The sequence below is a fragment of the Leifsonia sp. McL0618 genome (assembly GCF_049994905.1).
In the GTDB taxonomy this organism is placed as follows: domain Bacteria; phylum Actinomycetota; class Actinomycetes; order Actinomycetales; family Microbacteriaceae; genus Diaminobutyricibacter.
Genome location: NZ_CP188258.1, coordinates 3,600,323 through 3,620,286 on the forward strand (window position 1 = coordinate 3,600,323; position 19,964 = coordinate 3,620,286).

General features: G+C 66.3%; 17 protein-coding genes. 5 read left to right on the top strand and 12 right to left on the bottom strand.

Annotation, left to right across the window (positions count from 1 at the left end; genetic code table 11):
- Nucleotides 1–7 precede the first annotated feature (7 nt).
- The 5 genes from ACPPVQ_RS17505 to ACPPVQ_RS17525 form a co-directional block, all read right to left on the bottom strand.
- Complete coding sequence (locus tag ACPPVQ_RS17505) at nucleotides 8–856, bottom strand: carbohydrate ABC transporter permease (RefSeq protein WP_426516402.1); 849 nt, start codon at nucleotides 854–856, stop codon at nucleotides 8–10.
- A complete protein-coding gene (locus ACPPVQ_RS17510; protein ID WP_426516403.1) occupies nucleotides 853–1,833 on the bottom strand; it encodes a carbohydrate ABC transporter permease in 981 nt (326 codons plus the stop codon). The genes ACPPVQ_RS17505 and ACPPVQ_RS17510 overlap by 4 nt, the downstream gene beginning before the upstream one ends.
- 4 nt (nucleotides 1,834–1,837) lie before the next feature.
- Nucleotides 1,838–3,139 carry an extracellular solute-binding protein gene (locus ACPPVQ_RS17515; protein WP_426516404.1) on the bottom strand — a complete coding sequence of 434 codons (1,302 nt, stop codon included), beginning with the start codon at nucleotides 3,137–3,139 and terminating at the stop codon, nucleotides 1,838–1,840.
- Nucleotides 3,136–4,041 carry a BadF/BadG/BcrA/BcrD ATPase family protein gene (locus tag ACPPVQ_RS17520; RefSeq protein WP_426521311.1) on the bottom strand — a complete coding sequence of 302 codons (906 nt, stop codon included), beginning with the start codon at nucleotides 4,039–4,041 and terminating at the stop codon, nucleotides 3,136–3,138. The genes ACPPVQ_RS17515 and ACPPVQ_RS17520 overlap by 4 nt, the downstream gene beginning before the upstream one ends.
- A 147-nt stretch (nucleotides 4,042–4,188) precedes the next feature.
- Nucleotides 4,189–5,415: an ROK family protein gene (locus ACPPVQ_RS17525; protein WP_426516405.1), complete on the bottom strand. Its 1,227-nt coding sequence runs from the start codon at nucleotides 5,413–5,415 to the stop codon at nucleotides 4,189–4,191.
- A 144-nt stretch (nucleotides 5,416–5,559) separates the two neighbouring features.
- Between ACPPVQ_RS17525 and ACPPVQ_RS17530 the strand changes: the two genes are divergently transcribed.
- From ACPPVQ_RS17530 to ACPPVQ_RS17540, 3 genes are read left to right on the top strand one after another with little or no spacing between them, the layout of a single operon-like run.
- Entirely contained in the window at nucleotides 5,560–7,395 is a 1,836-nt protein-coding gene (locus tag ACPPVQ_RS17530; protein ID WP_426516406.1) for a glycosyltransferase, read from the top strand.
- Nucleotides 7,392–8,123 (top strand): HlyD family efflux transporter periplasmic adaptor subunit, encoded by a 732-nt coding sequence (locus tag ACPPVQ_RS17535; RefSeq protein WP_426516407.1) that lies wholly within the window; start codon nucleotides 7,392–7,394, stop codon nucleotides 8,121–8,123. Before ACPPVQ_RS17530 ends, ACPPVQ_RS17535 begins: the two co-directional genes overlap by 4 nt.
- Nucleotides 8,123–10,159 (top strand): glycosyl hydrolase, encoded by a 2,037-nt coding sequence (locus tag ACPPVQ_RS17540; RefSeq protein ID WP_426516408.1) that lies wholly within the window; start codon nucleotides 8,123–8,125, stop codon nucleotides 10,157–10,159. The genes ACPPVQ_RS17535 and ACPPVQ_RS17540 overlap by 1 nt, the downstream gene beginning before the upstream one ends.
- A gap of 9 nt (nucleotides 10,160–10,168) precedes the next feature.
- On the opposite strand, the gene ACPPVQ_RS17545 is transcribed toward ACPPVQ_RS17540, so the two are convergent.
- From ACPPVQ_RS17545 to ACPPVQ_RS17560, 4 genes are all read right to left on the bottom strand, one after another.
- On the bottom strand, nucleotides 10,169–10,816 hold the full coding sequence (locus ACPPVQ_RS17545; RefSeq protein WP_426516409.1) for a hypothetical protein: 648 nt from the start codon (nucleotides 10,814–10,816) through the stop codon (nucleotides 10,169–10,171).
- A gap of 58 nt (nucleotides 10,817–10,874) precedes the next feature.
- Nucleotides 10,875–11,408, bottom strand: a complete 534-nt coding sequence (locus ACPPVQ_RS17550; protein WP_426516410.1) for an amino-acid N-acetyltransferase — start codon at nucleotides 11,406–11,408, stop codon at nucleotides 10,875–10,877.
- 97 nt (nucleotides 11,409–11,505) lie between these two features.
- Complete coding sequence (locus tag ACPPVQ_RS17555; RefSeq protein WP_426516411.1) at nucleotides 11,506–14,034, bottom strand: ATP-dependent Clp protease ATP-binding subunit; 2,529 nt, start codon at nucleotides 14,032–14,034, stop codon at nucleotides 11,506–11,508.
- Nucleotides 14,035–14,160: 126 nt separating this feature from the next.
- Nucleotides 14,161–14,595 (bottom strand): hypothetical protein, encoded by a 435-nt coding sequence (locus tag ACPPVQ_RS17560; protein ID WP_426516412.1) that lies wholly within the window; start codon nucleotides 14,593–14,595, stop codon nucleotides 14,161–14,163.
- A 54-nt stretch (nucleotides 14,596–14,649) separates the two neighbouring features.
- Here ACPPVQ_RS17560 and ACPPVQ_RS17565 point away from each other — a divergent pair, with 54 nt between their 5' ends.
- Nucleotides 14,650–15,633 (top strand): pirin family protein, encoded by a 984-nt coding sequence (locus tag ACPPVQ_RS17565; protein ID WP_426516413.1) that lies wholly within the window; start codon nucleotides 14,650–14,652, stop codon nucleotides 15,631–15,633.
- Nucleotides 15,634–15,755: 122 nt separating this feature from the next.
- Here ACPPVQ_RS17565 and cls read toward each other — a convergent pair whose 3' ends face one another.
- Both cls and ACPPVQ_RS17575 read right to left on the bottom strand, forming a co-directional pair.
- Entirely contained in the window at nucleotides 15,756–17,219 is a 1,464-nt protein-coding gene (gene cls / locus ACPPVQ_RS17570; protein ID WP_426516414.1) for a cardiolipin synthase, read from the bottom strand.
- A 63-nt stretch (nucleotides 17,220–17,282) separates the two neighbouring features.
- Nucleotides 17,283–17,456: a hypothetical protein gene (locus tag ACPPVQ_RS17575; RefSeq protein ID WP_426516415.1), complete on the bottom strand. Its 174-nt coding sequence runs from the start codon at nucleotides 17,454–17,456 to the stop codon at nucleotides 17,283–17,285.
- A gap of 103 nt (nucleotides 17,457–17,559) precedes the next feature.
- Between ACPPVQ_RS17575 and ACPPVQ_RS17580 the strand changes: the two genes are divergently transcribed.
- Nucleotides 17,560–18,384, top strand: coding sequence for a cytochrome c oxidase assembly protein (locus ACPPVQ_RS17580; RefSeq protein WP_426521313.1), 825 nt, complete (start codon nucleotides 17,560–17,562; stop codon nucleotides 18,382–18,384).
- Nucleotides 18,385–18,419: 35 nt separating this feature from the next.
- Here ACPPVQ_RS17580 and lysS read toward each other — a convergent pair whose 3' ends face one another.
- Nucleotides 18,420–19,940: a lysine--tRNA ligase gene (lysS, locus tag ACPPVQ_RS17585; protein WP_426516416.1), complete on the bottom strand. Its 1,521-nt coding sequence runs from the start codon at nucleotides 19,938–19,940 to the stop codon at nucleotides 18,420–18,422.
- Nucleotides 19,941–19,964 lie beyond the last annotated feature (24 nt).

Consider the following 19,964-nt stretch of genomic DNA (forward strand, 5'->3'; position numbering starts at 1 on the left):
GGTTTCCTTATCCTTTGACGGCTCCGGCAGCCATGCCGCTGACGACATAGCGCTGGAAGACGATGGCGACGATGATCGGCGGGAGTGCGGCGATGATGCCGCCGGCCGCGACGAGCCCGAAGTCGGTGGTGTAGCGGCCGGCGAATTCGCTGATGGCGACCGGAAGGGTCTTGGCCGCATCCGACGACGTGAAGATCAGGGCGTACATGAACTCGTCCCACGCGAGCAGGAACGCGAACATGATGGCCGCGAAGATCCCCGGCCGCGCGGCCGGCAGGATGACGCGGAACAGGGCGCCGAGGCGGCTGGTGCCGTCGATCCGCGCGGCCTCTTCGAGCTCTTCGGGGATGGTCAGGAAGTAGTTGCTGAGAATCCAGAGCACGAACGGGATGACCAGCGCGCAGTCGACCATGATCAGGCCGGTCGTGGTGTCGAGCAGGCCGAGCGAGTTCAGGATGAGGTACAGCGGGATCAGCAGCGCGATCTGCGGCAGCATATAGGTCGCGAGGAACACCATGAGGATCGCCTGGCGGAACCGGAAGCGCAGCCGCGCGAAGGCATAGGCGCCGAGAATGCCGACGATCATCGAGATCCCGACCGTTCCGACGGCGACCACGGCCGAGTTGCCCAGCGCTGCGCGGAACGTGGCGCCCACGCTGTCCGCCCCGCCCTGGAAGATCTGTGCGTAGCGGCTGAAGTCGAGGGTGTCGGGAATCCACTGCAGCGGCGTGGTGATCAGGACGCGCTGCGGCGTGACGCTGGCTATGACCATCCAGCCGAAGGGCAGCAGGATGAACGCCGAGACGATGAGCGCCGCGAGGTGCAGAAGGATCGAGTTGCGAGTGGAGCGTTTCACAGGAGGCTCATTTCCGATCGCCGCAGCAGGCGCAGGTAGATGGCGGTCAGGGCCAGGATGACGAGCACGATGATGTACGAAAGCGCCGATCCGACACCGAAGTTCTGGTCGGAGAACGCGGTGGTGTACGCGTAGTAGGCCACCGTCTGGGTTCCGTTCACTGGGCCGCCTCGCGTCATCGCGTAAACGATGTCGAAGACCTTGAACGCCTCGACGGTGCGCAGCACGAGCACGATCGAGATCGACGGAACGAGCATCGGGAGCACGATCGAGCGGAAGATCCGCGGCCATCCGGCACGGTCGATCTTCGCCGCTTCGTACAGTTCGCTCGGGATGCTGGCGAGACCCGCGAGCAGGAAGAACGCGACCAGCGGGGTCGTCTTCCAGACGTCGGCGAGGATCACCATGTTGAGGGCGAGCGTCGGGTCGCCGAGCCAGGCGACGTAGTCGTGGATCACTCCCAGCTGCGTGAGCAGCGCGTTCAGTGAACCGTACTGGGCGTTGAAGATCCCTTTCCACATCGCCGCGTTGACGATCGTCGGGATCGCCCACGGAATGATCACGATCGCGCGGAACAGCCACCGCACCCGGAGCTTCGCGTTGAGCAGGCCGGCGATGATCAGTCCGAAGACGAGCTCGAGCGACGTCGAGACGAGGGTGAAGTAGAGCGTCCTGCCCATCGACGCCCAGAAGCCGGGACTGCTGAGCACGCCGACATAGTTGGCGAATCCGACGAACGGGGTGTCGGTCGCCAGCGCAGAGTTGACGTCGAAGAACGAGATGATGAGGGTCCGGATGATCGGGTAGATGATCACTCCGAATACCGCGATCCCGGCAGGCAGGAGCAGCCAGAACGCAAGCCTCCCCTGCTTCTCGCGTCGGCGCTTCTTCTGCGCCGGCGGAGCCGCCGGGGGCGCCTGTCGTGGCGCCCCCGCCGTCTTCTCCCTGTCTTGTGTCTTCACGCTGGCGACCGACATGTGCCTATCCGAGGTTCTGGTTGGCGGCGGCGACGGCGTCGTCGAGCGCCTGCTGCGGAGTCTTCTTGCCGAGGAGCGCATTCTGGATCTCGACCTGCAGCACCTGCGAGACCGAGTTGTAGTTCGGCACCGGCGGACGCAGGATCATCGAGTCGTATGCGACACCCGCCGCCGTGAAGACCTCCGGGTTCGATGCGGTGACGTCCGGCTTCGAGTAGCTCGCTTTCCAGTTCGTCATCGAGCTTTTCACGTACTTCTCCTGCACCGCTTCACTGGTCATGTACTCGATGAACTTCCAGGCGGCGAGCTGGTGCTTGGACTTCGCGCCGATCGCCAGCGCCATCGAGCCGTTGACACCCGGGTGGTCGCCGGAGGGACCGGCCGGCGTCGAAGTGACGGCGACCTGGCCGACGACCTTCGAGATGCTCGGGTCGTTCTGGTCGCGGAAGGTCGACTCCCAGTTGATCTCCATCGCCGTCTTGCCTGCCGCCATCGACTTGTCGGTGTCGTCTTCGAGGAACGTGGTGGATGCGGGGTCGGTGAGGCCTTCGTCGATCGACTTCTTCATGAAGGTGAGCGCCTCGACGCCCGCCCCCTTGTTGATGTCGAGTTTTCCGCTGCTGTCGGTGAACTGCCCGCCGTATGCGCCGAGGAGCTGTGCATAGTCGCAGATGAGGGCTTCGGCCTGCGACCAGCTCCAGGCAAGCGGGTATTTCACGATGCCGGCGTCTTTGATCTTCTTGGCGACGGCGAGCACGCCATCCCACGTCTTGACGTCGTCGGCGGTCGCGCCGACCTTGGCGAGCATGTCCTTGTTGTAGAAGAACAGCTTGGTCGACGGGCCCCACGGAACACCGTAGAACTTGCTCTTGTATTCGGCGGAGGTGAGAGCGCCGCCCAGCATGTCGTTCTTCCAGCTCGCCGGGAAGCGGTTCGTGACGTCGGTGATGATGCCCTTCGACGCGAACTCCGCCGGCCAGATCACGTCGAGGTGCACGACGTCGTACGTTCCCGCCGGTGCCGAGGTGACGATCTTGTCGTGCAGGGCTTCGTAGGCGACGAAGGTCGGCTTGACGGTGATCTTGGGGTTCTTGGCCTCGAAGTCCTTGATCATCGCGTCGATGTCGGATTCGGAGTACCCGGCCTGCTTCATGAACAGGGCGTTGATGGTTCCGGTTCCGTCGCCTTCGGACCCGGCGGCCGTGCTGGCTCCGGTGACACTGCAGGCCGAGAGCACGAGCGACGCGGCGGCCAGCAGGCCGAGTCCGACGCCGGCTCGGCGAGCCCGTGGTGTGGATATCTTCATGAGTTCCTCCATGATTCTGTGGTCGGTGCATGGGTGGGGAGTTTCCTGGCGAGGGCGACGGCGCCGATCACAGGCGGAACGTGCAGCAGGTGCACGGCCAGACCGAGTCCGAGGTCGTCGATGTGTCGGGTCAGTGCCCGATACAGGCGTGGCTGGTTGGTGACGACGCCGCCGGCGCAGACGACGTCGGTGCCGGCCGCGCCGCGTGCGTGCACGAGGCCGACTCCGGCGGCGAGCTCCTTCGCGGCGTCATCGACGACGGATGCGGCGAGCGCGCTCCCTGCGTCGGCCGCTGCGAAGACGAGCGGGGCGAGCGCACCCCAGACCGTGAGCTGGGGACGGGTGGTGAAAGCGTATGAGAGGGCGACGACGTCGTCGACGCCGAAGTGCGCCATAAGGAGGAGTGCGAGCTGGTCGGGTTCCGCGCCGTCATCGTGCGCCGCGAGCACAGCGCGCACCGCCTCCCGGGCGAGTGCCGGCGCGCTTCCCGGGTCGCTCAGCAAAAAGCCGTGACCACCGGCCGTGAGCAGTTCTCCGTCGGCCCGGTGGGCGACGACCTTGGACCCGGTCCCGACGATGACGGCGATCGCGTCGTCGAAGCCTGCGGCGGGGCCGAGCAGTTCGACATCGTTGACGGCCCGCGCCGGCCCACCGTGCCGGAGGGCGACCCGCGCGTTGAATTCGAGGGTCTGCCAGTCGCTGTCGAGGCCGTGCGCCCCGATGACGAGTGGGGCGTCGGATGCGCCTTCGACCGTCTCCAGCAGTGCCAGCAGCCGCTCTGCGTTCGCCTCGTCGTCAAGCAGGCCCCCGTACTGCCAATCACTCGAGAGGACGGAGCGATCGAGGAGTACCAGGCCCCTGTCTTCGATGAGAACGTGGGTCTTCGTCCCGCCAATGTCGATTCAGACGATCACGCCTGCACTCCTGTCGCACGTCGATGGGCCGCCGGGGAAGCATCCGGCTCACTTCTTTCCTATCTAAGTGAGAAGAAGTTGAAAGTAAACGTATTGGACGTGACAGTGCCTGTCAAGAGCACAATGCGGATGCGGTCAGTAGGCCACGTAGGCGAACCCGTTGACCTCCGCTGCGGCCAGCTCGGCAGCGCCGATGAGCACGGCGTCGTTCCGGTGCGTGGCCGCTTCGAGACGCGGCACGCGGATGATGCGCCCCCGCAACCGCTCCTGGATCCCGGGGATGACGGTATCCGCACTCCCCACGAAGCTGCTGCCGACCACGACGAGCTCCGGATCGAGGATGATCACCATCGCGGCGACCGCCAGCGCGACCATGTCGAGGATCTCGTCGGCCATCTCGCGAGCGTCCGCGTTGCCCCTGCCCGCCAGCTCGAACACGTCCTCGGCGGTCAGCACCCCCTTGGCCGGAATCGGGATGCTCCGCTCCCGCGCCCGGCGGGTCAGGGCGATCGATCCGATCCGGTCTTCGAGGTCGCCGTATTCGGAGTACGAGCGGTCGAGCGACGACCGCTCCATGAGCAGGTAGCCGATCTCGCCGGCCTCTGCCCGTGCACCGCGGTGGAGTTCGCCGTTGGTGATGATGCCGGCACCGAGGCCGTTCTCGAGGAACAACGCCACCAGGCTGCTGAGCCCGCGCCCGGCCCCGCGGTGGAGTTCGCCGTACGCGAGGGCGTTCGCATCGTTCTCGACGACGATCGGAAGACCCGTCCGCTCCCGCAGCAGGCGCCCGAGGGGCACATCGGTCCAGCCGAGTTCCGGCATCCTGCCGACGACGCCCTCCGGGTGCTGCACGACACCGGGCACCGCGACACCGACCGCAAGGCACGGAGTGCCCATGGTCTCGGCTGTGGCGATGAGGAAGTCGAAGAGCTCGAGCGTCTTGTCGAGGCGCGCCTGCTGGTCGCGTGCCCTGGCATCCTCATCCACGGCCTGCGGTGCCAGCAGCCGCGGTCCGAAAGCCACGTCGCGACGGAACACGATCTTGCCGTCGAAGTCGACGAGCACCCCCGAGGCCATGTCGGCACGGAGCTGGATGGATGCAACGAGCCGCGTTCCGCCCGCATAGCGCAGCAGCACGGATGGCCGGCCCCCGGTCGACGGTTCCTGGCCGGCCGCGACGACGAGGCCTTCGTCGATCAGCGTCGAGGTGAGCCGGTTGATGGTCGCCGGGCTGAGTCCGGTGATCACGCCGAGCTGCTGCCGCGACAGGGCGCCGGTGTTCCGGAGCGCCTCGATGATCGCGGTCTGGTTGACACGCGCCAGGGTGCTCGTCGTGGCCGTGACCTGCTTGCGTGTGGACATTGCTCCCGTTCCGTTTGCTGCTACGTGCCCGCGCCTCTTTAGTATCACACTGCCGCATTAGTCGGCGGGTTTCGGCACCCTGCCCGAATTAACCCAGTGGTAACACGCACGCTACATTGCGGCACCCGAACGGGGGCACCATTAATGAAGAACCCTCACCGGATGCTCACCCGCGCATCCCTCGCCAGAAGCGATCCCGACATCTCCCGCTTCTGCGCCAGCGTCGTCGACCCGCCACCCAACCGGCACACCCGACCACCCGAGCGCCGCTGGAGGACCGTGATGCCTCGAACCCGCCACGCCGATCGTGAGATGAACACCGCCCAATCCCCCGTGATGGTGCTGCTCGTCCTCATCGCAACCCTGGGAATCCTGCTCTACGCAGGCTTTCTCCTGAACCCCGCCAACCGCGGAGACCTGCTGCCGTACCTGATGGTGATCGTCGCAGAGAGCATCCTGATCGTTCAGGCACTCTTCTCGATGTGGACCATCCTGTCCGGCGGTCGCGACCCGCGCGACTTCGCGTTCCATCGCGCCCAGGCGATGCTCCTGAGGCAGCCCGCGTCCGCCCGCGGAGGAGCCCCCGGGCCGATACCCCTGATGCTGGACGGCCGGCGGATCTTGGTCGACGTCTTCATCACCGTGTACGGCGAGGACCCCGAGAAGGTCAGGCGCACGGTAGCGGCTGCCGTGGCCATGCGCGGCGAGCATCGCACCTGGGTGCTCGACGACGGCAGATCGGATGAGATCAAAGCCCTCGCAGCCGACGAGGGCGCCTGGTACGTGCGACGCCTGAGCAGCAACGGGGCGAAGGCCGGCAATGTGAACCACGCGCTCTCGATCGCCAAGGGCGAGTTCTTCGCCATCTTCGACGCCGACTTCGTGCCGGATCCCGAGTTCCTGTACGAGACCGTCCCGTTCTTCACCAACCCGCTGGTCGCCTTCGTGCAGACGCCGCAGAAGTACGGAAACCTGCACACCACGATCGCGATCGGCGCGGCGTACATGCAGTCGGTCTTCTACCGGTTCATCCAGCCCGGTCGCAACCGCTTCAACGCTGCGTTCTGCGTTGGCACGAATGTGATCTTCCGCCGGAGCGCCATCGATGAGATCGGCGGTATCTACTCCGATTCGAAGTCCGAGGACGTCTGGACGTCGCTGATGCTTCACGAGCGCGGGTGGCAGTCCGTGTACATCCCTACCGTTCTCGCTGTCGGCGACGCTCCCGAGACCGTCGAGGCCTACAGCAAGCAGCAGCTGCGCTGGGCATCCGGCGGATTCGAGATCCTCTTCACCCACAGCCCGTTGAACCCGCGACGGCGGCTCACGATGGACCAGCGACTGCAATACCTGGTGACGGCCTCGTTCTATCTCACAGGCATCTGCCCGCTGCTGCTGCTCCTCGTTCCGCCGCTCGAGATCTACTTCGACCTGCGTCCCATGAACCTGTCGATCACCGTCTTCACCTGGCTGCTGTATTACGCCGGCTTCTACGTCATGCAGATCGTCCTCGCGTGGTACACGCAGGGCTCCTTCCGCTGGCAGACGCTGACCCTCGCCACGGTATCGTTCCCGATCTACTTCCGGGCCCTGATCAATGTGCTGACAGGTCGTGAACAGAAATGGCATGTGACCGGAGCCGGCCGGGCGAGTTCGCCGTTCAACTTCATCATCCCGCAGGTCCTGTTCTTCGTCTTCCTGGCACTCACCTCGGTCGTGGCCATCTGGCGTGACGTCGACAACGGGGTGCTCACGCTCGCTACGGCCTGGAATGTGACGAACACCCTCATCCTCGGCGCCTTCGTTCTGACCGCCGCCCGGGAAGCCCGCCGTCTCGCGCATCCGCACGCCGTGACCGCCGTCGCGCCGGCCGCCCCGGCGATGCAGCAGATCACCGTGATCGCGCGTCCCGCCACCTTCGATCCTGGCGATGCATCGCCTGTCGGGGCACGGAGACTCCTGAAGGAGGAAACATCATGACGTGGAAGAACCGGTTCAAACTCCTGTTCGGACTCATCGTCGTCGTCGCACTGGTCGGCGCCTGCACGCTGGTGTTCAACCAGCGCCAGCAACAGGCCACCAGCACGTCCGCAACGATCGGCGCAGAGTCATACCCGGTCGGCACCGACTATGGCGGCATCGTCACCCGCCAGTACGTCAAAGCCGGCGACACCGTCGAGAAGGGCCAGAAGCTGTTCGACGTGCAGAGCCTCCGTCTGCAGCAGGACATGGCGGCGGGCCTCGTCTCGGCGAGCTCAGCGGCCTATCCGGTCTCCCGGGACGGCACGGCGACGCTCGTCGCAACGGTGCCGGGCCGCATCTCGTCCATCGATGTCGAGCAGGGAGCGTTCGCGCAGGCCGGCGCCGTGGTCGCTCACATCGACCGCAGCGGCACTCTCTTCGTCAAAGCGGACTTCACGCTGACGCCGAGGGATTATGCGCGTATCGGCGAGGGAGCGGCCGTGCAGGTGCTCCTTCCGAACCAGCGCATCGTGCAGGGGAGGGTCGGCTCGATCGAGGTCGAGACGGTGAACGGCTCTGCGCAATCGACCATCCACGTCACGAGCGGCCAGCTCGTCGATGGGTCGGACAACGGCCTCGTCTCTCCGGGAACTCCTGTGACCGCAACACTCCATCTGCGTGACGACGGGTTCTTCAGCGGCCCGGCAGACGCCTTCTCCGATTTCCTCCGCAAGGTCGGACTCTGATGCGTTCACTCCGAAAAGGTGGAGTGCTGGCCCTGGTGCTGAGCCTCCTCGCGCTGACGGCCTGCCAGTCGTCGCCGCCGGATCTCCCCGCGGGCGCGACTGCGGCGGTCCTAGGCGACTCTGCGGTCAGACGTCAGGTTGCGGCGCTCCCGCAACGCAGCGTCTCCCCGCCCCCGGCGATGCGGCTCGCGCCGGGACTGATCCCGCCCACGAACCGCTGGTATTCAGGCCTCGTCTTCGGTGCCAGGCCGCAGCCGGTCTTCCCGTTGCCCTTGTCGTTCGGGCTCACCGCATCCGGATTCGCCTTCGGTCTGCCGGATGTGACGGCCACCCCGAAGACGATCGCGGGCGGCTACACGCCTCAGGTGCAGCTGGATGCGGGCGCGGCCGGCGCTACCGTGACCGCGTACGACGACGTTTCCGTGACCCTGGAGTACCACGCGGCGTCCGGCGGACGCATCGGCCACACCACGATCGCTGAAGGCTCCCCGCTCGTCGGCTTCACCGCGGACAGCGCTGTGACTCTCGCATCGTCGGTCGCGTTCACTCCCGGTTCGGGCTCGCCGGCCGGGCACACCCTCGCGCTGGCGAAGATCGGCGGACGCCAGTATGCGGCGCTCGTGCCGTCAGGCGCACTCTCGGAGGCCGGCGACCGCATCCGGCTCGCGCGCGGGCAGAGCGTCGTGCTCTTCCCGGTGCCGGCGGGGTCGACGGCCTCGCGTGTCGCCCAGCAGATCAGCGGGCCTCTGCTCTCCGTGTCGACGGGATACGCGACCGCAAAGGACACGGCCACGACCTCGCTCGACTATCGCGCGAGCGGCGGCAGCACGGTCTTCGCCGCTCTTCCCAGCCAATCGAAGCTCGCCACAGGAACGGCGTGCGAGCTGGGCCATTACGACAGCATCTACGGATCGATGCGCGTGTGCTCCGGTGAACGCCTTGCGTGGTCGGTGCCGCTCGTGTCGGCGACGTCGACGCTCCCTCTCGACCGGGCCAGCGCGTCGGACCGCACGGTGATCATCGCCCAGCTGAAACGGGACGCAGCCGACACCCGCCCGCTCCCCGCAGACACCTACTTCGGCGGCAAAGCCCTGTACCGGCTCGCCAACCTGCTGACGATCGCTCGCTCGCTGGGCGTCAGCGATGTCGCGGCGGCGCTGAGATCCCGGCTGAACATCGCACTGCACCTGTGGGCCGACCCGCGCGGCTGCACGGACAGACCCACACAATGCTTCGTCTACGACCCCGCCATGCACGGCATCGTCGGCCTCGCCGCATCGTTCGGCTCCGACCAGTTCAACGACCACCACTTCCACTACGGCTACTTCCTCTATGCCGCCGGCGTGCTCGCGAAGGACGACCCGACGGTCGCCCGGGAGCTCGCCCCCGTGATCGACTTGCTCGCCGCCGATCTCGCCACCAGCGGCGCGAGCACGCTCTTTCCCGAGCGGCGCACCTTCGACCCGTACACCGGGCACTCCTGGGCGTCCGGATTCTCACCCTTCGCCGACGGCAACAACCAGGAGTCGAGTTCGGAGGCCGTGAACGCCTGGAACGGCCTCGCACTGTGGGCGGATGCGACCGGCAACGCCGGCCTCCGCACCGAAGCGCGATGGATGCTGTCCAGCGAGATCGCATCCGCCCGCGCCGACTGGGTGGACGGCGATCTCTCGTCGTTCACAGGGTTCCAGCACGAGATCGTGTCCATCAACTGGGGCGGCAAGCGCGACTACGCGACCTGGTTCAGCCCCGACCCGAACGCCATGCTGGGCATCCAGCTCATCCCGATGAGCCCGGTATCGACCTTCCTGGCGGGCGACCCGGCCCGGATCCGGCGCAACCTCGCGGAGGCGACCCCGCACGGCTTCTGGGTGCAGTTCGGCGATTACCTGCTGATGTACAGCGCGCTCGCCGGGCCGGCCGACCTCACGAAGGCGCGTGCCGCAGCCGCGAAGCTGCCGGATACGGCAATCGACGACGCGGATTCGCGCACCTACGTGCTGGCCTGGCTGGCCTGGCTGGCATCCAGGGAATGACCGCGCGCGTCAGTTCAGGCTGAACTGCTTGGTCGCCTGGGACGTGATGCCGTCGACCGATGTGGCGAGGTGATAGGACGCACCACCTGCCGGAACGGGGTTGCGCTTCGCGCTGCACGTCGCCGGGTCGGAGCGGGTGCGGTCCCAGCCGATCGGCGTCTGCGACTTCACGGTCTTGCCGGGCTGCAGGAGCACCTCGGCGTCGACCGCGCCGGTCTGGCAGTCGGTCGACTTCCAGTACACCTCGGTGCCGCTCGTGATGGTGAAGACCTGGGCCTTCGTGCCTGCGCCGATCTTGCAGGCGTTCGGGCCGGTGTTCGTGATCGAGATCGACAGCTGCGGCATCTCTTCGGCGCCGTAGTTGGGCTTGTCGGTGATCGCCTGGACGTCGACGTTCGCGGGCTTGCACGCCGCGCCCGTCGCCGTCGTCGGATCGGTCGGGATGGTCGTGCTCTGCGGGTCCGCGGTGCGGGCGGCGGTGTGCTCCGACGCAGTCGTCGCGGGCGGGGTGGCCGGTGCGCCGCTCGACGCACCCGGGCGGACGACGATCAGGATGACGACGACGATGACCGCGAGCACCGCCAGACCGACGACGAGCCGGCGGCGCCAATACACCTTGCTCGGCTGGGGGCCGACCGGATGCTTGAACGTCGACATGCTCACAGGGTAACCGCGCGGGTGCGGGAAACCGCGGCAAAACGCGGCACAGCGGGCGTTAGAGGTGTTTCAGCATCCGCGTGTTGCCCAGGGTGTTCGGCTTCACCCTCGCCAGGTCGAGGAACTCCGCGACACCCTCGTCGTGCGACCGCACCAGTTCGGCGTAGACCTCGGGATCGACCGTCTCGTCGCCCATGTCGACGAAGCCGTGCTTCGTGAAGAAACCGACCTCGAACGTGAGGCAGAAGAGCCGGCTCAGGCCGAGCTCGCGGGCGTCGTCCTCGAGCCGGGCCAGCAGGGCGTGGCCGACGCCGGCGTGCAGCCACTCGTCTGCGACGGCGAGGGTGCGCACCTCGGCGAGATCGCGCCACATGACGTGCAGGGCACCGCATCCGACCAGCGTGCCGTCCTCCGCTTCTGCGACGCGGAACTCCTGCACGGACTCGTAGAAGACGACCGCGTCCTTGCCCAGCAGGATGCGCCGCTGCACCAACGGCTCGACGAGGGCCTGGATGCCTGCGATGTCGCTGGTGCGCGCCCGCCGCACGCGGATGCTCGTGGCGGTCGAGGTCGGGAGGGGGGTCGAGGTCACGGGTCAAGTCTAAAGCGGGCCGTCAGGCGCACGGTCCGGGCTGGCATGACGAAGGCGGGGCCGGTTCCGCAGAACCGGCCCCGCCTTCGTTCAGCCGTTACTCGCCGCCTGCAGCGATGTGGTCAGGCGTGACTGCACCCGCTCCGATGGCGGCGGCGGCGTTGATCCCGGCACCGATCGGCTCCTTGTGCTGTGTCGTCGTGAACACGAACTCGCCGTCCTTGAAGTCGACGTGCACGTGGTCGCCGGCGTTCAGCTCGCCCTGCAGGATCCGCTCGCTCAGCCGGTCCTCGATCTCGTGCTGCACTGCGCGACGCAGCGGGCGCGCACCGAGCGACGGGTCGAACCCGACCTCGATCAGGCGCTCCTTGGCGGGCAGCGCGAGCTCGATGGTCATGTCGCGGTCGAGCAGGCGAACCGAGAGCCTCTTGATGAAGAGGTCGACGATCTGCAGCAGCTCTTCCTTGTTCAGCTGCGGGAACACGATGATCTCATCGACACGGTTCAGGAACTCGGGCTTGAAGTTCTTCCTCAGCTCGTCCTTGACCTTGCCGCTCATGCGGTCGTAGCCGGTCTGCGGGTCGCCTTCCACCTGGAACCCGACAGGACCGCCGGTGATGTCCTTGGTGCCGAGGTTGGTGGTCATGATGATCACCGTGTTCTTGAAGTCGACGACGCGGCCCTGGCCGTCCGTCAGGCGTCCCTCCTCCAGAATCTGGAGCAGCGAGTTGAAGATGTCGGGGTGCGCCTTCTCGATCTCGTCGAACAGCACGACGCTGAACGGCTTGCGGCGCACCTTCTCGGTGAGCTGGCCACCCTCTTCGAAGCCGACGAACCCGGGAGGGGCACCGAACAGCCGCGAGACCGTGTGCTTCTCGCCGTACTCGCTCATGTCGAGGGAGATCATGGCCGACTCGTCGTCGAACAGGAACTCGGCGAGCGCCTTGGCGAGCTCGGTCTTGCCGACACCGGTGGGGCCGGCGAAGATGAACGAGCCGGATGGCCGCTTCGGGTCCTTCAGGCCGGCGCGCGTGCGACGGATCGTCTTCGAGAGGGCCGCGATGGCCTCCTCCTGGCCGATGACCCGCTGGTGCAGCGCCTTCTCCATGAACACCAGGCGAGCGGACTCCTCCTCGGTGAGTTTGAAGACCGGGATGCCGGTGGCCTGGGCGAGCACCTCGGCGATGAGTCCCTCATCCACCTCGGCTGTCGTCTTGACGTCGCCGGACCGCCACTGCTTCTCGAGGCGCAGCCGCTCGCCGAGGAGGTTCTTCTCCTCGTCGCGCAGGCTCGCGGCCTTCTCGAAGTCCTGGTCTTCGATCGCGGCTTCCTTCTGGGAGCGGACCGCCGAGATCTTGTCGTCGAACTCGCGCAGCTCCGGCGGGGCCGACAGGATCGACAGGCGCAGGCGGGCGCCGGCCTCGTCGATCAGGTCGATGGCCTTGTCGGGGAGGAAGCGGTCGCTGATGTAGCGGTCGGCGAGGTTCGCGGCCGCGACGATCGCGCCATCCGTGATCGAGACCTTGTGGTGCGCCTCGTACCGGTCGCGCAGTCCCTTGAGGATGTTGATCGTGTGGGGCAGCGACGGCTCGGCGACCTGGATCGGCTGGAACCGACGCTCGAGGGCTGCATCCTTCTCGAAGTGCTTGCGGTACTCGTCGAGCGTGGTCGCGCCGATGGTCTGCAGCTCACCGCGGGCGAGCAGCGGCTTCAGGATGCTGGCCGCGTCGATCGCGCCCTCTGCGGCACCTGCACCCACCAGGGTGTGGATCTCGTCGATGAAGGTGATGATGTCGCCGCGGGTGCGGATCTCCTTCGTGACCTTCTTCAGGCGCTCCTCGAAGTCACCGCGGTAGCGGGAACCGGCGATCAGCGAACCGAGGTCGAGCGTGTAGAGCTGCTTGTCCTTCAGCGTCTCCGGAACGTCGCCGCGAACGATCGCCTGGGCGAGTCCCTCGACGACGGCGGTCTTGCCGACGCCGGGCTCACCGATCAGCACGGGATTGTTCTTGGAGCGGCGCGACAGGATCTGCATGACGCGCTCGATCTCTTTCTCGCGCCCGATCACGGGGTCGAGCTTGTTGTCGCGGGCAGCCTGTGTCAGGTTGCGGCCGAACTGGTCGAGGATCTGGCTGCCGGCCTGGGCTGCGGCCTGGTCGTTGCCGCCGACCTGCACCTGCTCCTTGCCCTGGTAGCCGCTCAGCAGCTGGATGACCTGCTGGCGGACGCGGTTGAGGTCTGCGCCGAGCTTGACGAGCACCTGGGCGGCGACGCCCTCACCCTCGCGGATGAGCCCGAGCAGGATGTGCTCGGTGCCGATGTAGTTGTGGCCGAGCTGGAGGGCCTCGCGCAGCGAGAGCTCGAGCACCTTCTTGGCGCGCGGAGTGAAGGGGATGTGCCCGGTCGGCTGCTGCTGGCCCTGGCCGATGATGTCCTGGACCTGCTCGCGCACGGCATCCAGCGAGATACCGAGCGACTCGAGCGCCTTCGCCGCAACACCCTCACCCTCATGGATCAGCCCCAGCAGGATGTGCTCGGTGCCGATGTAGTTGTGGTTGAGCATCTTGGCCTCTTCCTGGGCCAGGACGACGACGCGGCGTGCTCTGTCGGTGAATCTCTCGAACATGTTCTACTCCTCAAGCGCCATGGCAGGGTCGGCGCCGTTACAAAGAGAGTAACCAGCGAAGGTGGGCAATACTGCCCCTGTTCGCCGTGGGCGTTAAGGGAGTACGCCGCGGGTTCGCGCGGGCGGTCAGCCGCGGATGCCGGGCAGCGTCAGCGTCGAGTCCGGCAATTTGATGGTGACATCCGACGTCGTCGTGACCGACCTCGGCGTCGTGAAGACGGTCGTGTGCGGCGCATAGTCGCGGGTGCAGACGCCGTCGGCGATCGGCGCAGGCGTCGCCTTCAGCTGGTTGCTGGCGATGGTCTCCACCGTCGCGACCGTGGGCGGGCAGGTCGAACTGCCGTAGAGCACGATCGCGAACTGGGCGCCGCTCTTCAGCCACACCGCATATGCAGCGCCACCCGCACTGCTCGCCGGCGGGACGACGCCCTTCGGCTCGCCCTTGTAGTCGTCGACCGGATGCGAAACGGAGGTCGAGCATCCGGCGAGTGCAGCCAGCACGATCACCGCACCTGCGATGCCGAGGAGGGGGCGACGGCGGGCACGCAATGCGGTGAGCATGGTCACATTCTAGGAAGCCGTGCCATGGTTCGACTGCGAACGTATGATGCTTGCGTGAGCAACCTGGAGCGCGACCCTGCAGAGGTCGTCGCCGTCGGAACGATCGATGTGGCCGACGAGCGTTCGATCGAAGTCCTCCTCCCCCGCGAGGTGCCGCTCGGCGGCCCGCGCGCGATGAATGTGCGCCGCACGCTGCCCCAGCGCAAGCGCTCCTTCATCGGCGGCTGGTGTTTCATCGACCACTACGGCCCGGAGGACGTCTCGGTGACGGGCGGGATGCGCGTACCGCCGCATCCGCACACCGGACTGCAGACGGTGAGCTGGCTCTTCGCCGGAGAAATCGAGCATCGCGACAGCGTGGGAAGCCACGCGATGGTGCGCCCGGGCGAGCTCAACCTGATGACGGCCGGCCACGGGATCAGCCACTCGGAAGTCTCGACCGCGGCCACCACGACGCTTCACGGAGTGCAGCTGTGGGTTGCTCTTCCGTCGGCGTCGCGCGACGTCGCTCCCTTCTTCGAGCACCATGTGCCTTCGCCGGCTGCTCTGGGCGAGGCCGTGGTTCGCACCTTCGTCGGGTCGCTCGCCGGCAGCTCGACCGACGCCACGATGTTCAGCCCGCTGCTCGGCGCGCAGCTCGACCTGCCTGCCGGGGCCTCGGTCAGCGTGCCGCTCGACCCGGCGTTCGAACACGGCGTGCTGGTGGATGCCGGCCCGGTCGTGGTCGCGGGCGAAACGATCGCGGACTCCGAGCTCGCCTACCTCGGTCCGGGAACCGACACGGTCGAACTGCGCGCAGGGGAGACGGATGCCCGCGTGCTGCTTCTCGGCGGGGAGCCGCTCGACGAACAGATCGTCATGTGGTGGAACTTCATCGGGCGGTCCCATGAAGATGTGGTTCAGTTCCGGGCGGAGTGGCAGCGCGACGTGATCGACGGCGAGGATGCCGCCGGGCGTTTCGGCTCGATCCCCGGGTACCAGGGGTCTGCGCTTCCTGCGCCGGAGCTGCCGACCGTGCGGCTCAAGCCGCGCGGCTGACGCGCGCCCGGCCCGTCCGGTCGCGCGGGCCCGACTCCTGATTGCGTCGAGCACAGGAAAAAGCTGCGTTTGGCGCGTTAAATCCGTGCCCTTTCCTGTGCTCGACGACCAGTGGTGACTGGCTACTGGAGGGCTGAGGTCAGGCGGGCCAGGTTGTCGAGCACCGTCGAGCGCAGCGGCTGGCGCTTCCACTCTTCGAGGGTGAGCTCTCGGCTGTTCGCGCGGTACCCGTCCTCCACCTTGCGCATGGACTCGACGAAGGCGCGGCCGCGCACCATCAGCGACACCTCCATGTTGAGCAGGAATGAGCGCATGTCCATGTTGCTCGAGCCGATCACCGCGACGTCGTCATCGATCGAGAAGTGCTTGGCGTGCAGAATGTACGGCTTCTTGTACATCCAGATGCGCACACCTGCCTTGAGCAGGGCTTCGTAATACGAACGTTGCGCGTGATAGACGAGCGCCTGATCGCCGATCTCCGACACGAAGAGGTCGACCTTCAGACCACGTTGCGTCGCAGTGGTGACCGCCGTCAGCATGGCTTCGTCTGGCACGAAATACGGACTGGTGATGACGATGCGCTCCTGGGCGTAGTACAGAAGAGCGAGGAACAGCTGCAGGTTGTTCGCGCCCTCGAACCCCGGCCCGCTCGGAACGACCTGGCAGTCGAGGCTGTCGGGTGACGGCTCGATCGTGATCGGCTCGGTCTCACGTCGGAGCAGTTCACCGGTCTCGCTGTACCAGTCGGTGATGAAGATCGCGTTGAGGCCGGCGACGATCGGGCCTTCGAGGCGCACGACCAGCTCCTGCCACTTGAGCCCTCGCCGGATGTTCGACCGTTTGTTATAGCTGCGGTCGATCACGTTCTGCGAACCCATGAACCCGACAGCGCCGTCGACGATCAACAGCTTGCGGTGGTTGCGCAGGTCGGGCCGCTGGTATTTGCCTTTCAAAGGCTGCACCGGGAGCATGAGCTGCCACGAGGCGCCCATCGCGGTAAGCCGTTTTATCGTGTGCTTGTAGTCGCGGGTGCGCAGCGACGCGATGTGGTCCAGCAGTACCCGCACGGTCACTCCGCGCTTGATCGCCGCCTCGAGGGCATTGAAGAACGGCGCGGTCGTCTGGTCGCACGAGAGAATGTAGAACTCGACGTGCACGTACCGCTTCGCTTTGCCGATCTCTTCGGTCATGAGATCGAGCGATGCCTGGTAGTCACCGTTCAGTGTCGCGGTGTTGCCGCCGACGAGCGGCATCGCGCCGAGGTTGCGATTGAGCTGGACGACCGACTCCAGCCAGGGGGGCCACGGATGGTCACGGCTGACCCGCTCCATACCCTCGGTGCTCTCGATGATGAAGTTGTTGATCTCCGCCTGCTTCTCCCTGCGCTTCTTCGGCAACTTGTAACTGCCGATGAGCAGGAAGAACAGCACGCCGAGATACGGGATGAAGAAGATGGCGAGCAACCAGGCCGTCGCCGATGTCGGCTTGCGATTGCGAGGAACGACGATGATCGCGGTGACGCGGATGACGAAATCGACGAACAACGCGAGGCCGACCACGATCGCCGTGAGGGTGCCAGCGTCCATCGGCGCTCATCCCCTCGCTCATACGGTGCGCCCAGACAGGCGCTAACGCAACCGTACCTAAAGCTAGGGCTTCTGGGGGAGCCCGCGGCGTGCGCGCTCCTCTGCCTCCATGCGAGCGTAGGCTTTACGTTCGGTGCGGTCGGCACGAACGATCGCACGCATGATCACCCAGAAGAGCAGCCCCACCAGGATGGTCGGGGCAAGTGACCATACGATGCCATTCCAGAGTTCGTTCATAACCCGATAATGGTATCGCGCACACCTGTGAAAGAAGTTCCCTACGCCTCCCATCCCCACGTTCCTGACCACCTGGAAGTTCGACCCCGTCGCCTTCGCGGCCATCGTCGTCGCCGGCGGCCTCTACCTCGCTGCTGTCGTCTCGCTGCGCATCCGGGGTCATCGCTGGCCGCTGAGGCCCACGCTCGGTTTTTTCCTGCTGGGCCTGGGTTCGTATGCCTGGGTGTGCTTCGGCTTTCTCGGCGCCTACAGTGAGGAGCTGCGCTGGGCATTCACCACGAAGATCGCCCTCCTGCTCTTCGCCGTTCCCGGTCTGATCAGCCTGGGAAGGCCGATCGCCCTGACGCGAATCGTGCTGACCGGGCTGCCGCGCCGCTTCGTCGACCGCGCACTCCGGTCGTGGCCGGTGCGGCTCTTCGGCAACGCGATCTTCGCTCCGCTGTTCGCATGCGCGGTCTTCCTCGTCTTCCTCACCCCGATCGCCGCGGTCCTGCGCGACAACACCTGGTCGGAATGGACCATCACCGTACTCGTGCCGCTCGCCGGCATGCTCATGGTGCTTCCGATCGCCTCGCACAACATCATCCGCACCAGCCTGTTCATCACCGCGGAATTCCTGTTCGCCTTCGTCGAGCTGCTGCTCGACGCGGTGCCGGGAATCCTGCTTCGCCTGAACGACACGGTGCTCGACCATGCGCCGACGGTGGTCGGCCGGCTCCCGCTCTGGTTCCCCAACGCGCTCCACGACCAGCACCTGTCCGGGGACTTCCTGTGGTTCATCGCCGAGATCGCGGATGTGCCGGTGCTGATCATCCTGTTCATCCGCTGGTCGCAGAGCGATCGGCGCGAGGCGAAAGGCCTCGACGAGCTGACCGACGAGCAAATGGAAGAGCTCACGCGGGAGCACCTGCGCGGTCCGCGCGCCTGAGCTCTGAGTCGCTGGGCGGCGTGGGCCGCGGCGACTCAGCCCTGCTTGACCAGCGGGAAGAGGATGGTCTCGCGGATGCCGAGGCCCGTCAGCGCCATCAGCAGTCGGTCGATGCCCATTCCGAGGCCGCCCGTCGGCGGCATGCCGAACTCGAGCGCCCGAAGGAACTCTTCGTCGAGCCGCATCGCCTCCACGTCGCCGGCGGCAGCGAGCTTCGCCTGCTCGATGAACCGTTCTCGCTGTACGACCGGGTCGATCAGCTCGGAGTAGCCGGTCGCCAGTTCGAAGCCGCGCACGTACAGGTCCCACTTCTCGACGACGCCTTCGCGCGAGCGGTGTGCGCGCACGAGCGGGCTGGTGTCGACGGGAAAGTCCATCACGAAGGTCGGGCGAACCAGGGTGCCCTTGACGAAGTGCTCCCACAGCTCTTCGACGTACTTGCCGTGGAGCGGATGCTCGATCTCGATCCCTTCACGGGCGGCGATCGACCGCAGGTCTTCCACAGATGTTGCTGGGCTGATCTCTTCGCCGACCGCCTCTGAGAGGCTGTCATACATGCGAATCCGATCCCATTCACCACCGAGGTCGTACTGCGTGCCGTCGGCCCAGGTAACCGTGTGCGAACCCGCGATGTCGAACGCCGCATTCTGCACCAGCGTCTGTGTGAGCTCGGCGATCACGTTGTAGTCGCCGTAGGCCTCATACGACTCGAGCATGGCGAACTCCGGCGAGTGCGTCGAGTCGGCGCCTTCGTTGCGGAAGTTGCGGTTGATCTCGAAAACGCGGTCGATGCCGCCGACCACTGCGCGCTTCAGGTAGAGCTCCGGCGCGATGCGCAGGAAGAGTTCGGTATCGAAGGCGTTCGAGTGAGTGACGAACGGGCGGGCGGATGCGCCACCGTGCATCACCTGCAGCATCGGCGTCTCGACTTCGATGTAGTCGCGTTCCGCAAAGGTCTTGCGCAGGCTCGCGACGACCTTCGACCGGTTGACGACATTGAGTCTGGCCTGGTCGCGAGCGATCAGGTCGAGGTAGCGGCTGCGCACGCGGCTCTCTTCGCTCAGCTCGTTGTGCAGGTTCGGCAGCGGAAGGATCGCCTTGGAGGCGATCGTCCATTCGCGAACCATCACCGACAGCTCGCCGCGACGGCTCGAGACGACCTCACCCGAGACGAAGAGATGGTCGCCGAGATCGACGAGCTCTTTCCAGCGTGCAAGGGATTCCTCGCCGACCTCGGCGAGGGAGACCATGACCTGAATGCGCGTTCCGTCGCCCGACTGGAGCACGGCGAAGCACAGCTTGCCGGTGTTGCGAAGGTGCACCACCCGGCCGGCGATACCCACGACGACACCCGACGTCTCGTCGGCCTGCAGGTGGCCGAACTCGGCGCGCACGACAGGGATGGTGTGCGTGACCGGAACGGCGACCGGGTAGGCGCCGCCCGCGGGAGACGTGGCCTCGTCGATGAGTCGGGCGCGCTTGCCCAGTCGGACCGCCTTCTGCTCGCTGACCTCGTCGTCAGTGAGTTCGGGTTCGTTCTGCTGGGTGTCGGTCATGACTGCCTTTTCGGTCGGCTTGGA